The following is a 13,290-nucleotide window of genomic DNA, read 5'->3' on the forward strand; positions in this document are numbered from 1 at the left end:
GTTGCGGCGGCGACAGAAGGCGATGCTTAGGCCCGGTGCGGCCATTCCGGGTGGTGGCTGTCGATCACGTAGTCGTGGCTGTGGCGCAGGGTGGTCCCGATCCGGACCGCGTCGGCGACATGCGGGTGGTCCGGCGGCAGGTCCGGATGGTCATGCACGAGCACGGCGGGATCGGCTCCCGGCCACAGCATCGCGGCGACGATCACCGCGGCCCCGGCGACCGCGGACAGCACGAGGAACGCCGTCGGCATGCCGTAGGCGGCGCCGAGCCAGCCGGCGGCCGGATAGGTCACCAGCCAGCAGGCATGCGACAGCGCGAACTGCGCCGCGAACAGGGCCGGCCGGTCCTCCGGGTGCGACGAGCGGCGCAGCAGCCGGCCCGACGGCGTCTGGGTCACCGAGTATCCGAACCCCAGCAGCAGCCAGATCGCGAGCAAACCCTCGTAGCCGGGCAGGACTACGGCAGCCGCCAGCAGGCCGCCGGCCATGACCGTCCCGCCGGCCAGCATCGCGGCCCGGTCGGGCAGCGCGTCGAGCAGGCGGGGCAGGACCAGGGCCGCCGCCATCGACCCGCCGCCGAAGGCCGCCAGCGCCAGCGCCGTCGCCTGCTGGGTGAGCCCGAAGCCCGACTGAACGATGACCACGGTGTTGACGATCACCATGGCGCCGGCCGCCGAAACCGCCATGCTCAGCGCCAGCAACCCGCGCAGCCGCGGGGTGGCGAGATAGATCCTGAGACCCCGGGTTGTCCGGTCGTAGATGCCGCGCCGCCCGGCCGGCCGCGGGCTCGGCAGCAGCACCGACACCACCAGGGCGGCGGACGCCAGGAAGCCGACCACGGTGCCGGCGAACAGCGCGTGGAAGCTCATCACGGTCAGCAGGGCGGCCGCCAGCGCCGGGCTGATCAGGCTCTCCAGGTCGTAGGCGAGCCGCGACAGCGAGAGCGCGCGGGTGTACGCCGCCTCGTCCGGCAGCACGTCCGGGATCGTCGCCTGGAAGGTCGGCGTGAAGCCCGCGGACGCCGACTGCAGCACGAAGATCAGCACGTAGACCTGCCAGACCTCGGTCACGAAGGGCAGCGAGACCGCCACCGCCGCCCGCACCAGGTCGAGGCAGACCAGCACGCGACGCCGGGGCAGCTGCTCGGCGAAGGCCGACGCCACCGGGGCCACCCCGACATAGGCGATCATCTTCACCGCCAGCGCGGTGCCGAGCACGACGCCCGCATCCTCGCCGGCCAGGTCGTGGGCCAGGAGCCCGAGCGCGACGGTCGCGAGGCCGGTGCCGAGAAGTGCTATGACCTGGGCCAGGAACAGGTGGCGATAGGTGCGGTTGCCGAGGATCTTGAGCATGGGGCTGCCCGCCTCCCAGCGGGCCGGGGCGCCGGAGCCGGCGGCCCCGGGGGCCTGAACCGGCGGTCCGGGGGCCGTCACAGGTACTTGGTGATTTCCTTGTATTCGTCGATCGAGCGCCGCTGCTCGCGCGCCAGGGGACCGACGACGTCGTCGAGGCAGTGATCCAGGTGGTCCTGGATGAGCGTCCGCTTGGCCTGGGCGACGGCCTTCTCGACGGCATGGAGCTGCTGGGCGATGTCGAGGCAGGGCCGGCCGGACTCGATCATCTCGATCACGCTGCGCAGATGGCCGTCGGCGCGCTTGAGCCGCTTGACGATCGCGGGATGGGTCTGGTGCAGGTGGGTGTCGGCCATGGCTTGATTTTATCCTCTCCAGGAGGATAGGTCGAGCAACTCGATTGACCGCGACCTGGACCAGGCGGCCAGCACGCCGGCGCTCCGCGTCGCGTTGCCGCCAGCGGGCTCAGGAAATCCCCCGTAGCCGGGCGCTCACGCCCCGCAGCACTTCTTGAACTTCCTTCCGGAGCCGCAGGGACAGGGGTCGTTGCGCCCCACCTTCGCGGCCTTCGGCGCTGCCGCGACCGGGACCGGCAGGCCGTCGACATAGACCCAGCGCCCCTGCTCGCGCCGGAACCGGGAGACCTCGCGGAAGGCGCGGGCCTGCCCGCCCTCGCGGTAGCGGGCGGTGAACTCGACGGTTCCGGCGTCGTCCGACGCGCCGCCGGCGCCGGCGGCGTGGATCTCGAGGCCGAGCCACTCGACCCCGCCGGCCTGGCGCTCCGCCGCCGCGCGGTCGAAGCCGCCGCGGGTCTCGGGCGCGTGGGTCCGCTGCAGGTGGTCGAAGTCGCGCAGCACATGGGCGGCGTAGCGCGAGCGCATCAGCGCCTCGGCGGTCGGGGCCGCGGCGCCGCCGAGCACCGGTCCGCAACAGTCATCCAGGCTGGCACCGGAACCGCAGGGGCATGGTCGCATGGGGGCGGTCTCCTTGCGTGGCGGCCCTCGGGCCCGGGACTCTCCGACCACTTCCCCTGATTCATGTCAATGCAACGCTGCCGTGCGAGTGGTTGTTTCACGAGTGACGGATCCGGTCCGCGACGACGAAGGGAGAGCCCCATGGCATTCAAGAACCTGCTGGTCCACCTGGACCCCTCGAAATCCTCGGCGAAGCGCGCCGACGCGGCGATCGCGCTGGCGGCGAGGCACGGCGCGCACCTGACCGCGCTGGCCGCCGCCGCGATGCCGACGATCCCGTCCTATGTCGAGGCGCAGATCCCGGCCGCGGTGTTCGAGCAGGCGCGCGAGTCGACGATGGAGAGCCTTACGGCGGCCGTCGACGGCTTCGCGAAGAAGGCCGGGGCCGCCGGTATCGCCTTCGAGGTCCGCAAGGAACTGGCGAAGGGGCCGCTGGCCGAACTGATCTCGCAGCATGCGCGCTATTCCGACCTGGCGATCCTCGGTCAGTCCGACCCGGACGATCCGCTGTCGGGCGAGCCGGAGCTGAGCGAGGACGTCATCCTCGGCGGCGGCCGGCCGGTCCTGATGATCCCGTATATCGGCGCCATGCAGGAGCCCGGCCGCAAGGTCGTGGTGGCCTGGGATGCCGGCCGCGAGGCGGCGCGGGCGGTCAACGACGCCATGCCGCTGCTGGCGGCGGCCGAGCAGGTATCGGTGCTGATCGTCAACCCGAAGCGCGGCCCCGGCGCCCACGGCGACGAGCCGGGCGCCGACATCGCCACCCATCTCGCCCGCCACGGCGTCAAGGTCGACGTCAAGGTCTACACCCAGCGCGACCTGTCGATCGCCGATGTCATCCTGGCGCGGATCTCCGACGACGGCGCCGACCTGGTGGTGATGGGCGCCTACGGCCACGCCCGGCTGCGCGAGATGGTGCTGGGCGGCGTGACCCGCGAGATGTTCCGCCACATGACGGTGCCGCTGTTCATGTCGCACTGAGCGACGCGAGGCGGCGGGTGGTTTCCGGAGCCGGACGCTCGCGCGTCCCCTCCGGAATGACGAAGCTGGGGAGGATTCGGCCGGCTTCCCTCCCGGATCCAACCCTCATTTCGTCATCCCGGAGGGGCTGCGCGAGCAGCCGGCTCCGGGATCCACGTAGCGACGGGCATGAGCCGCCCCCCGGTCGCCGGGGCTTCCATCCGCCGGCGGATTTCGGCACTGTCCTGCTCTGAAATCCCGACGGGGCCGCGGCCGGATTCACGGCCGTCCTGCGCCCCGGCAGTCAGGCCATGAGGAGACGGCGATGAGCACCCGCGAGGCGGCGATCGAGGCGGTTGAACGGTACTTCGATTCCGGCGGCTTCCGCGAGGAACTGGCGGCGCGGGTCGCCGTGCAGAGTTCGTCGCGCGAGGAGGAGCACGGCAAGGACCTGATGGCCTATCAGGACCAGCTGATGCGCCCGCGCTTCGAGGCCATGGGCTTCGAGGTCTCGATCCATGCCAACCCGGGGCTGGCGCGGGCGCCGTTCCTGGTGGCCCGCCGGGTCGAGGACCCGCACCTGCCGACGCTGTTCTGCTACGGCCACGGCGACACCGTGCCGGGCGAGGAAGGGCGGTGGAAGGAAGGGCGCGACCCGTGGACCCTGGACGTGGCGCCCGACGAGCGCTGGGGCGAGCGCTGGTACGGCCGCGGCACCGCCGACAACAAGGGCCAGCACGCCATCAACATGGAGGCGATGCGCCACGTCATCGAGACCCGCGGCCGGCTCGGCTACAACGTCACCTTCCTGATCGAGATGGCCGAGGAGATGGGCTCGCCGGGCCTGCGCGAGTTCTGCTTCTCGCAGAAGGAACTGCTGAAGGCCGACCTGCTGATCGCCTCGGACGGCCCGCGGCTGGTCGCCGACAAGCCGGACATGAAGCTCGGCACCCGCGGCGTGATGAATTTCAGGCTGCGGCTGGAGTACCGCGAGGGCGGCCACCACTCCGGCAACTGGGGCGGGCTGCTGGCGAATCCCGCCGTCGTTCTCATGCACGCCATCACCTCGATCATCGACCGCGACGGCCATGTGAAGCTGCAGGCGATCAAGCCGGAGCGCATGCCGAACTCGGTGCGAGCGGCCCTCGGCGGCATCGAGGTGGTGCCGGGCCCGGACGACCCGTCGATCGACCCGTGGTGGGGCGAGCGCGGCTTCACCGCCGCCGAAAAGGTGTTCGGCTGGAACACCTTCGAGGTGCTGTCGTTCATCAGCGGCAACCCGGACAAGCCGCAGAACGCCGTCCCGCCGTTCGCCGAGGCGGTCTGCCAGATCCGCTTCGTGGTCGACACCGACCCCGACAGCTTCCTGCCGGCGATCCGCGAGCACCTGAAGGCCCAGGGCTACGAGGGCATCGAGATCGACGGCATGCGCCAGGAGATCATGCGGGCCTCGCGCCTCGACCCGGACCATCCGGCGGTCGACTGGGCCCGGAAGTCGATCGAGAAGTCGCTCGGCGTGAAGCCGGGGGTGATCCCGAACTCCGGCGGCTCGCTGCCGAACGACATCTTCCTCGACCTGCTCGGCATGCCGACCATCTGGGTCCCGCACAGCTATCCGGGCTGCTCCCAGCACGCCCCGGACGAGCATGTGCTGGCACCGCTGATGCGCGACGGCCTGCGCATGGCGACCGGTCTGTTCTGGGATCTCGGCGACGGCTTCCCGACGGGCTGACGCCATGGCCGCCGGGCCGCCCCCGATCGCGCGCCCGCCGACCCGCGAACTGGCGTTCGGCGACCCCTGCTTCGCGGTGAACCTGCAGATCCGGCCGCCGGACGACACCCGCGTCCGGCTTGACCGGCTGCGCACCCGGATGGCCGACGGCACCGGGCTGGCGATGCAGTTCGCGCCGGCCGTGACCCTGCACCTGACGGTGTTCTCGATCGTCTACGTGCGCGCGGTCTATCCGTCGGGACCGGAGGCGGTCTGGGCCGGCCTGCGGCGACCGGTCGACGCGGCCCTGCAACGGCTGGCCGGCACCACGCCGCCGTTCACGCTCGACTTCGTGCGGGCCGGGCTGCGCGGCGACGCAGTGCTGGTCGAGGCCGATCCCGACCCGCGCCTGGAAGCGATCCGCGACCAGGTCGCGGCGGCAATCGCCGGCATCGCGCCGGCGTTCCGCGCGCCAACGACGCATTCGACGCTCGCGCGCCTGGCGCAGCCGGTCGCGGAACCGCGGTTCCGGCCGCTGGCCGAATGGCTCGGCGAACCGGCGCTGGCATGGCCGGTCCACGAGCTCCGGCTGGTGGTCGAGACACGGTATCCGGCGCTCGAGGAATCGCCGGCCGGGCGATATCCCCTGACCGGCGGCTGAGCGGCCTCAGCCCATGGTCGCCAGCACCTCGGCGGTGACCCGGTGGCGCAGCGGCCGGCCGGCGGCCCAGGCCTCGTACTCTTCGATCGCGGTGTCGGCGAGCCGCACCACCTCGTCGCCGATGGTGCCGCCGATATGCGGGCTGATCACCAGGTTCGGCAGGTCCCAGAGCGGCGACCCCGGGGCCGGCGGCTCCGGCCAGGTGACGTCGACCAGGGCCGTCAGGTCGGGGCGCTCGCGCAGCACGGCGAGCAGGTCGTCCTCGACCACCTGGGCGCCGCGGCCGGTGTTCACGAAGGTGGCGCCGTCGGGCATGGCGCGGAAATGCTCGCCCCGCAGCATGCCCCGGGTGTCCGGCAGGTCGGGAATGTGGTTGCAGACCACCGCGGCGCGGCGGAACGCCTCCTCCAGTCCGACCGGCTCCACCCCCAGCGCGGCGGCGCGGCCGGCGGTCAGGAACGGGTCGTAGGCGATCACCCGTAGCGGATAGTCGCGCAGCAGCGCGGTCAGCCGGGTGCCGATCTTGCCCATGCCGAGCATGCCGACGGTGGCGCCGTTGACGCCCGGCCGCGGAAACCCCTTGGCCTCGTGGGTGCGCAGTTCGCGGTAGCGCCGGACCGAGCGGAAGTACCCGCGCAGCGACAGCAGGATCTGCGACAGGCACATCTCGGCGACCGGGATCGCGTTGGTCTCCCAGGCGCTGACCAGCACGATGCCGCGCTCGACCAGCGGGGTGGCGAACGCCTTGACGTTGCCGGCGGCGTAGAACACCGCGCGCAGCCTCGGCATGGCGGCGAAATGCCGGTCCTCGAAGCGGATCATGCCCCAGGTCGCGAAGATCACCTCGACCTCCGCCAGCGCCGCCGCATGCCGATCGAAATCGGCCGCGGTCACCACCGCCGGGTACAGGTCGGTCAGCTCGGCGATCCGCTCGCGCCGGCCGGCGCCGAACACGTCGCCGTCGCCCGGCGGATAGTCGTGGAACATCGCGGCCTTCGGGCGCATCGCATCCTCCCTGGTTGCGGGCGACCCTACCGGTCGCCGAGGGACCGCGTCGAGCCGGGGCGTCGCGTCGACCGGCGACGGGTGTCGTGCCGCCGGACCGGTTGGCTTGCGCCCCGGCCGCGCCTAGCGTTCCGGCAACGTCGACAGGAGGACTCCATGGATCTCAAGATCACCGGCAGGCGGGCGCTGGTCACCGGGGCCAGTACCGGAATCGGCCACGCCACCGCGCTGGCCCTGGCCGCCGAGGGCGTCAGGCTGGCCGTCAGCGCCCGCAACGAGGCCGCCCTGGCGGCCCTGCGCGACGAGATCGCCGCCACCGGTGCCGCCGCCCCCGAGATCGTCGTGGCCGACATCACGACCGCGGCCGGCTGCGCACAGGTGGTCGCGGAGACCCAGGCAAGGCTCGGCGGGGTCGACATTCTGGTCAACAACGCCGGCGGCTCGCGGCCGCGCGACGCCGGCAATGCGGACCAGACCGAGGACGACTGGTGGGAGGAGGCGTTCGCCCTCAACTTCACGGCGGCCCGCCGGATCACCGGCGGCCTCGTCCCCGGCATGACCGCCGCCGGCTGGGGCCGCATCGTCACCCTGACCGGCGCCATGACCCAGCCGGGCGTGAATGCCGCCGGTCCGGCCAAGGCCGCCCTGTGGAGCTGGTCGCGCAGCCTGTCGGCGCAGCTGGCGCCGCACGGCATCACGGTCAACTGCATCGCCCCCGGCCGGATCAGCACGCCGCAGATCGTCGGACGCCTGTTCCCGACCGAGGAGGCCCGGCGAACCGAGATCGCACAGCGGATCCCGATGGGCCGGTTCGGAGAGCCGGCGGAACTGGCCGCCCTGGTGGCGTTCCTGGCCTCCGACATCGCCGGCTACATCACCGGGACGCAGATCCCGGTGGACGGCGGGATGTTCCGGATGGCTCTTCCGTAGAAGGTTTATCAACCTTGTAGGGCGCCTCGCATTTCAGGACGTCGGAGATGCGGCCGTGGATGAGCCGCGTCGCGCCGGGTTTGACAATCCGGCACCGTCGGGGGAGGCTATTCACAACCAACGCTAGTCACCGCACAGGGGTCGAGTCCGGCCATGCCTTCGAACGTCGTTCCCCTCCGTCGGATCGAAGAGGTCCGGGTGAACTACCTTCGGATGGGTGCCGCCGGGCAGAGCCTGCAGGCGGCACTGGCGTCCTGGTTCGACCTGCGCCACAAGCGTTCGCCGGAGGATCGGGAGGCCTGCATTCTCGATATCCCCGAGATCGTGAACGGCCGCAGCGTCGTGTTCCCGCGCTGCGGATCGACGGTGTCGGAGGCGGCGGTCTACACGGGAGCCGACCTGACACGAACGCATGCCGCGATCGCCGCCGAGACGGTCCGGGAGGTGAGCCTGGCGACCCCGATCGCCTTCACCCATGAGTGGGACCGCGACCGGGCCGTCAACTCGCTGGTGCTGCCGTTCAGCCACCCCCACCAGGTGGTGGTGGTTCTGTTCGACTGGTGAGGCGATGTCGGTACGCGTCTACTCAGGCCTGGGCGAGGTCACCCGGGCCCACTTCATGGGAACCGACGGGTTCGTGGTCGGACCGGACACCCCGCTGATCCGGCTGTTCAGAACCTGGGAGGAGCGCCGCCGCGGGCCGCTGCTGTACGAGCGGCAGGTTCTGCTGACCGACGCCCTGCTGGCCGAGCTGGTCGGCTACATGCACATCGTCGACGTCCAGTCGGACGCCCCGGACCGCTTCTTCTTCCAGAGCTACGGGTTCCGGGCCAGGGTTGCCGAGGCGGCGAACTTCACCGGCCGCCGCCTCGATGAGATCCCGTGCCCGGGCTACCGGTCCTTCGTGCAGGATTCCTACGCGATGGTGAAGACCTCGGGCACCGCCGTGCTGTCACGCATCGCCACCACCCATCTGGACTACACGGGAACGTACCACCGGCTCGTGTATCCGCTGACTGACGATGGTCGCCACGTCACGCATCTGGGGGTCGCCGTCTGTCATCCGGACTAGGTCATCCTCGAACTGCGCGGCGATCTGGTCGCGGTCGATGTGGATGACGAACACCCGGGCGTCACCGCGGACCGGCGGGAAATAACCCTCCACCACAATGTGCGATTCCGGGAAGCCGTAGGCCTGGGCCGAGAGGCCGGAATCGTGGATGCCCTCGAAGACCAGGCCGCAATGCCGGTCGACGCTCCAGTTCATGATCGACAGCGCCCGGACCAGGCGCGGCAGCAGCCAGGACAACCCGTCCTTGCGGCGCCGCGGATGGACCCACAGGCCACCGGCGTGGCCGACCCGGCCGCTGTAGCGGCCGATCGGGGCGGACGGCAGCAGCGCCGGCCGGTCGCCGGCGCCGGGACGCGCATACCACAGCTTGCCCGACGCCAGCTCCCGGGCCACGAAGTCGTCGGTGGTGAACAGCCGGTCGGCGATGCAGGCGACGACCCCGGAGTCGTCGTTGAGCTGCAGCCAGAACGCCTCGTTCGGCTTCAGGTCGCTGTGCGCCGGGTCGAAGGTCGGGTTGACGATGCCGATGCTCGGGGCCGAGCGCAGCAACGCCGCCCACCCGTTCAGGTCGAAGTTCAGCGACAGGCGGTAGCCCGAGCGCTGCAGCAGGCCGACCGACTCCGTCATGTATCTCTGTGCAAGCTCAAGGTGACTGGACATATCCGATCTCCCCACAAGGTGTTGTACGTTAATACATCATATACCACCCGATATTGCCGATGCTGGCATTTACAACGGTTGGTCGGGACAGGCGGATCGGGCGGCTCTCCCAAGGCCGTCGCCCGATGGGTCAATGAAAGATTAACCAATATTTCGGCGCGACTCGGAGTTGAAAGTATTCGGACGCAGAACGACGAAGGCCGGGCGCTGGGCCCGGCCTTCGAGAAATGCCGTGTCGAGAGGGTCCGGCGTTCGCCGGCTCAGGAGGCGGCGGCGGATCCGCTGTGGTCTCGGGTCATGCCGACCTTGGCGGCCAGAGACGCTTCGAGGAAGGCGTCGATGTCGCCGTCGAGCACGGCCGACGGGTTGCCCGACTCCACGCCGGTCCTCAGGTCCTTCACCATCTGGTAGGGCTGCAGGACGTAGGACCGGATCTGGTGGCCCCAGCCGATGTCGGACTTGGTGGCCTCGGTGGCGCTGGCCTCTTCCTCGCGGCGCTGCAGTTCGGCCTCGTACAGCCGGGCCTTCAGCATTCCCATGGCGGTGGCGCGGTTGCGGTGCTGCGAGCGGTCGGCCTGGCACTGCACGACGATCCCGGACGGCATGTGCGTGATCCGGATGGCGGAATCGGTCCGGTTCACGTGCTGGCCGCCGGCGCCCGAGGCCCGGTAGGTGTCGACCTTCAGGTCCTTGTCCTCGATCACGATGTCGATCGAGTCGTCGATCACCGGATACACCCACGTACTGGAGAAACTGGTGTGGCGACGCGCCTGGCTGTCATAGGGCGAGATCCGCACCAGCCGATGCACCCCGCTCTCGGTCTTCAGCCAGCCATAGGCGTTGTGCCCGGTGATCTTGATGGTCGCCGACTTGAGGCCGGCCTCTTCGCCGGCACTCTCCTCGAGCCACTCGACCTTGTAGCCGCGGCGCTCGGACCAGCGGGTGTACATGCGCAGCAGCATCTCGGCCCAATCCTGGGCCTCGGTACCGCCGGCCCCGGCATGCACCTCGAGATAACAGTCGTTGGAGTCGGCCTCGCCGGACAGCAGGCTCTCGATCTGCATCGATTCCGCCTTGGCGCGGATCGCCTCGAGGTCCTTGTCGGCCTCGGCGACGATCGCGTCGTCGCCCTCGGCCTCGCCCAGCTCGATCAGCATCAGGGCGTCGTCCATGCCCTGGATCAGCGCCTTGACCTCGCCCAGCTGCTTCTCCAGCCGGGTGCGCTCCTGCATCAGCTTCTGGGCCCGGTCCGGGTCGTCCCAGAGCGACTGGTCCTGGGTCAGGGCATCCAGTTCGGACAGTCGGGTAACCGCGGCATCCCAGTCAAAGATGCCTCCTCAGCAGCTCGATCGACTGCTTGATCTCTTCGGCGGTCGCGGTGGTCTCGGCGCGCATTGCGCTCTCCGTCACGCGGGTGAAAGGTCCGAGGGTGCTCGGGCAGGACTTAATAGAGGCCGGAACCGCTGGTCGCAACAGGCGGCCGCGGACCCGCACCGGCGCTCGACTCGCCGCCGCCCGCATCCGGCACACCGCCGTCCAGCACGGTGCGGGTGCCGGTCGGCTCGGTGCCCGGCTTGAACGCCTCCAGGATGGCGCCGCGGGCGCCGGGCGTCGCGCGCACGCCGGTGTCGTGGTCCACCCAGACCATCCGGACTCCCTGCGGGATCCGAAAGTCGACGACCGGGCGGTTCTTCAGGGCCTCGCCCATGAACAGCTTGAAGATCGGCGCGGCGACGCTGGAGCCGGTGTCGTGCGATCCCAGCGTGCGCGGCTGGTCGAAGCCGACGAACACCCCGACCGCCAGGTTCGGCGAGAACCCGACGAACCAGGTGTCGAAGTTCTCGTTCGTCGTGCCGGTCTTGCCGGCCAGCGGCCGCCCGAGCTCGGCGATCCGCCGGCCGGTACCGCGCTGCACCACGCCCTCCAGCATCGAGACGATCTGATAGGCCGAAGCCGGGTCGACGAGCTGCGCCCGGGTGTCCGGGATCGCCGGCGGCGCTCCGCCGTCCCAGGCTGCCCGGTCGCATCCCTCGCACGGCCGCTCGTCGTGCTGCCAGAGCGTGCGCCCGTGGCGGTCGACCACCCGGTCGATCAGGCTCGGCTCGATCTTCTTCCCGCCGTTCACCAGCATGCCGTAGGCGGCGGTCATCTGCATCAGCGTGGTCTCGCCCGCCCCGAGAGCATAGGACAGGTGCGGCTGCATGCCCTCGACCACGCCGAACCGCTCGGCATAGTCGACCACCTTCTCCATCCCGATGGTCTGCGCCAGGCGCACGGTCATCAGGTTGCGCGAATGCTCGATGCCGATCCGCATCGGGGTCGGACCGTAGAACTTGTTGGTGTAGTTCGACGGCTTCCACTTGCCGAGCCCGGCGCCCTGGTCGATCACGAAGGGGGCGTCGAGAATCTGGGTGGTCGGGGCATAGCCGGAGTCCAGCGCCGCGAGGTAGACGAACGGCTTGAACGCCGAGCCCGGCTGCCGCCTGGCCTGGGTGGCGCGGTTGAACTCGCTGATCTTGGCGTCGTAGCCACCGCTCATCGCCAGCACCCGCCCGGTATGCGGGTCGAGCGCGACGATGGCGCCGCCGACGTCCGGGATCTGCCGCAGCGCGTAGGTGCCGGCCGGATAGGCCTTGCCGTCGCCATCCTTCTCGACCGCCTCGACCGGCACCACGTCGCCGGGCGCCAGAACATCCTCGACACTCTTCGGCGTGTCCCCGAAACGCTGGTCCTCCAGCCATTTGCGGGCCCATTTCACCTCGGCATAGGGAAGGGTCGCGAGGCTGCCGTCGGCGAAGCCGATGCGGGCCTCCTTGGCGCCCACCTGCAGGACCAGCGCCAGCTTCCAGGTCCCCAGCCCCTTCGGCGGCTCGATCGCGGCCAAGGTGTCGCCCCAGCCGGCGACCACCGGCACGGTCGCCACCGGACCGCGCCAGCCGTGCCGGCGGTCATAGTCCTCCAACCCGGCGCGCAACGACTGCTCGGCGATCACCTGCATCTGCGGGTCGATGCTGGTGCGCACCGACAGGCCGCCCTCGTACAGCGCCGTGTCGCCGAACCGGCGGGCCAGGTCGCGGCGGACCTCCTCGGCGAAATAGTCGGCCGAGGCGACGTCGCTGGCCGAGCTGCCGTGGGTGACCAGCGGCTCGTCCTGCGCGGCGCCCGCCTCCGCCTGGCCGATGAAGCCGTTGCGGCGCATCTGCTCGATCACCCAGTTGCGGCGTTCTACCGCCGCGGCGTGCCGGCGCACCGGGTGGTAGTTGTTCGGTGCCTTCGGCAGCGCCGCCAGGTAGGCCGCCTCGCCGACCGTCAGCGACGACAGCGGCTTGTCGAAGTAGTTGAGCGCCGCCGCCGCCACGCCGTAGGAGCCGTAGCCGAGATAGATCTCGTTCAGGTACAGTTCGAGGATGCGGTCCTTGCTGAGCGAACGCTCGATCCGGAACGCCAGGATCGCCTCCTTGGCCTTGCGGTCGAGCGAGACCTCGTTGGTCAGCAGGAAGTTCTTGGCGACCTGCTGGGTGATGGTCGACGCGCCGACCGGGCGGCGGCCGGTGCCGTAGTTGCGGACGTTGATCGCCACCGCCGCCAGCAGGCTGACGAAGTCGACCCCCGGGTGCTCGTAGAAGTTCTTGTCCTCGGCGGCCAGGAAGGCCTTGATCACCCGCTTCGGGATCGCCTCGATCGGGACGAACACCCGCTCGTTGCGGGCATATTCGGCCAGCAGCCGGCCGTCGCCGGCATGCACGCGGGTTACCACCGGCGGCTCGTAGTCCGCCAGATAGTCGTAGTCCGGCAGGCCGCGGCCGAAGTGGTAGAAGCCGTAGAGAACGGCCCCGGCACCGGCAATCGCCAGGATGAAGACCGCCGCCAGGAGTCCGAGGAGCCACCGCATTCTGCGTCACATCCCTATGCCGGTTCGTCAGTACCGGAATGCCGTTCCCCGCCTGCCGTTCCCGATCGGGCAA

At 70.4% G+C, this 13,290-nt stretch carries 13 protein-coding genes; 6 read left to right on the top strand and 7 right to left on the bottom strand.

Features of this window, described 5'->3' with window-relative positions; translation table 11 throughout:
- Positions 1 to 26 precede the first annotated feature (26 nt).
- The 3 genes from RIC31_RS13735 to RIC31_RS13745 form a co-directional block, all read right to left on the bottom strand.
- Complete coding sequence (locus RIC31_RS13735) at positions 27 to 1,352, bottom strand: MFS transporter (protein WP_350108308.1); 1,326 nt, start codon at positions 1,350 to 1,352, stop codon at positions 27 to 29.
- 77 nt (positions 1,353 to 1,429) lie between these two features.
- Positions 1,430 to 1,708 carry a metal-sensing transcriptional repressor gene (locus RIC31_RS13740; RefSeq protein WP_350108311.1) on the bottom strand — a complete coding sequence of 93 codons (279 nt, stop codon included), beginning with the start codon at positions 1,706 to 1,708 and terminating at the stop codon, positions 1,430 to 1,432.
- A gap of 135 nt (positions 1,709 to 1,843) precedes the next feature.
- Positions 1,844 to 2,326, bottom strand: coding sequence for a YchJ family protein (locus RIC31_RS13745; protein WP_350108314.1), 483 nt, complete (start codon positions 2,324 to 2,326; stop codon positions 1,844 to 1,846).
- Between the two features lie 141 nt (positions 2,327 to 2,467).
- Between RIC31_RS13745 and RIC31_RS13750 the strand changes: the two genes are divergently transcribed.
- The 3 genes from RIC31_RS13750 to RIC31_RS13760 all read left to right on the top strand — a co-directional run bounded on the left by RIC31_RS13750 (position 2,468) and on the right by RIC31_RS13760 (position 5,658).
- The gene (locus RIC31_RS13750) at positions 2,468 to 3,307 is read left to right on the top strand and encodes a universal stress protein (protein WP_350108317.1); all 840 of its coding nucleotides are present in this window, start codon (positions 2,468 to 2,470) and stop codon (positions 3,305 to 3,307) included.
- A 304-nt stretch (positions 3,308 to 3,611) separates the two neighbouring features.
- Positions 3,612 to 5,018, top strand: coding sequence for a M20/M25/M40 family metallo-hydrolase (locus RIC31_RS13755; RefSeq protein ID WP_350108321.1), 1,407 nt, complete (start codon positions 3,612 to 3,614; stop codon positions 5,016 to 5,018).
- Positions 5,019 to 5,022: 4 nt separating this feature from the next.
- On the top strand, positions 5,023 to 5,658 hold the full coding sequence (locus RIC31_RS13760) for a 2'-5' RNA ligase family protein (protein WP_350108324.1): 636 nt from the start codon (positions 5,023 to 5,025) through the stop codon (positions 5,656 to 5,658).
- A gap of 6 nt (positions 5,659 to 5,664) precedes the next feature.
- On the opposite strand, the gene RIC31_RS13765 is transcribed toward RIC31_RS13760, so the two are convergent.
- A complete protein-coding gene (locus RIC31_RS13765; RefSeq protein ID WP_350108327.1) occupies positions 5,665 to 6,663 on the bottom strand; it encodes a hydroxyacid dehydrogenase in 999 nt (332 codons plus the stop codon).
- A 156-nt stretch (positions 6,664 to 6,819) separates the two neighbouring features.
- On the opposite strand from RIC31_RS13765, the gene RIC31_RS13770 reads away from it, so the two are divergent.
- From RIC31_RS13770 to RIC31_RS13780, 3 genes are all read left to right on the top strand, one after another.
- On the top strand, positions 6,820 to 7,593 hold the full coding sequence (locus tag RIC31_RS13770) for an SDR family NAD(P)-dependent oxidoreductase (protein WP_350108330.1): 774 nt from the start codon (positions 6,820 to 6,822) through the stop codon (positions 7,591 to 7,593).
- 198 nt (positions 7,594 to 7,791) lie between these two features.
- Positions 7,792 to 8,157, top strand: a complete 366-nt coding sequence (locus RIC31_RS13775; protein WP_350108333.1) for a hypothetical protein — start codon at positions 7,792 to 7,794, stop codon at positions 8,155 to 8,157.
- 4 nt (positions 8,158 to 8,161) lie between these two features.
- On the top strand, positions 8,162 to 8,665 hold the full coding sequence (locus tag RIC31_RS13780; RefSeq protein WP_350108336.1) for a hypothetical protein: 504 nt from the start codon (positions 8,162 to 8,164) through the stop codon (positions 8,663 to 8,665).
- Here the strand turns inward: RIC31_RS13780 and RIC31_RS13785 are convergent.
- The 3 genes from RIC31_RS13785 to RIC31_RS13795 all read right to left on the bottom strand — a co-directional run bounded on the left by RIC31_RS13785 (position 8,546) and on the right by RIC31_RS13795 (position 13,217).
- Entirely contained in the window at positions 8,546 to 9,325 is a 780-nt protein-coding gene (locus tag RIC31_RS13785; protein WP_350108339.1) for a hypothetical protein, read from the bottom strand. The two genes, RIC31_RS13780 and RIC31_RS13785, sit on opposite strands and share 120 nt — an antisense overlap.
- 260 nt (positions 9,326 to 9,585) lie before the next feature.
- A protein-coding gene (gene prfB, locus RIC31_RS13790; protein WP_350108342.1) for a peptide chain release factor 2 occupies positions 9,586 to 10,720 on the bottom strand; the annotation gives its coding sequence in 2 pieces (ribosomal slippage) (positions 9,586 to 10,650 and positions 10,652 to 10,720; 1,134 coding nt in all).
- A 49-nt stretch (positions 10,721 to 10,769) separates the two neighbouring features.
- A complete protein-coding gene (locus RIC31_RS13795; protein WP_350108345.1) occupies positions 10,770 to 13,217 on the bottom strand; it encodes a penicillin-binding protein 1A in 2,448 nt (815 codons plus the stop codon).
- Positions 13,218 to 13,290: the final 73 nt, after the last annotated feature.

This window comes from Thalassobaculum sp. (assembly GCF_040219615.1).
Taxonomy (GTDB): Bacteria; Pseudomonadota; Alphaproteobacteria; order Thalassobaculales; family Thalassobaculaceae; genus Thalassobaculum_A.

Bases quoted from the DNA above. Each gene is read 5' to 3' on its own strand.
- RIC31_RS13750 (WP_350108317.1), top strand. From the start codon at position 2,468: ATGGCATTCAAGAACCTGCTGGTCCACCTGGACCCCTCGAAATCCTCG.
- RIC31_RS13780 (WP_350108336.1), top strand. From the start codon at position 8,162: ATGTCGGTACGCGTCTACTCAGGCCTGGGCGAGGTCACCCGGGCCCAC.
- RIC31_RS13735 (WP_350108308.1), bottom strand. From the start codon at position 1,352: ATGCTCAAGATCCTCGGCAACCGCACCTATCGCCACCTGTTCCTGGCC.
- RIC31_RS13740 (WP_350108311.1), bottom strand. From the start codon at position 1,708: ATGGCCGACACCCACCTGCACCAGACCCATCCCGCGATCGTCAAGCGG.
- RIC31_RS13745 (WP_350108314.1), bottom strand. From the start codon at position 2,326: ATGCGACCATGCCCCTGCGGTTCCGGTGCCAGCCTGGATGACTGTTGC.
- RIC31_RS13765 (WP_350108327.1), bottom strand. From the start codon at position 6,663: ATGCGCCCGAAGGCCGCGATGTTCCACGACTATCCGCCGGGCGACGGC.
- RIC31_RS13785 (WP_350108339.1), bottom strand. From the start codon at position 9,325: ATGTCCAGTCACCTTGAGCTTGCACAGAGATACATGACGGAGTCGGTC.
- RIC31_RS13770 (WP_350108330.1), top strand. From the start codon at position 6,820: ATGGATCTCAAGATCACCGGCAGGCGGGCGCTGGTCACCGGGGCCAGT.
- RIC31_RS13760 (WP_350108324.1), top strand. From the start codon at position 5,023: ATGGCCGCCGGGCCGCCCCCGATCGCGCGCCCGCCGACCCGCGAACTG.
- RIC31_RS13755 (WP_350108321.1), top strand. From the start codon at position 3,612: ATGAGCACCCGCGAGGCGGCGATCGAGGCGGTTGAACGGTACTTCGAT.
- RIC31_RS13795 (WP_350108345.1), bottom strand. From the start codon at position 13,217: ATGCGGTGGCTCCTCGGACTCCTGGCGGCGGTCTTCATCCTGGCGATT.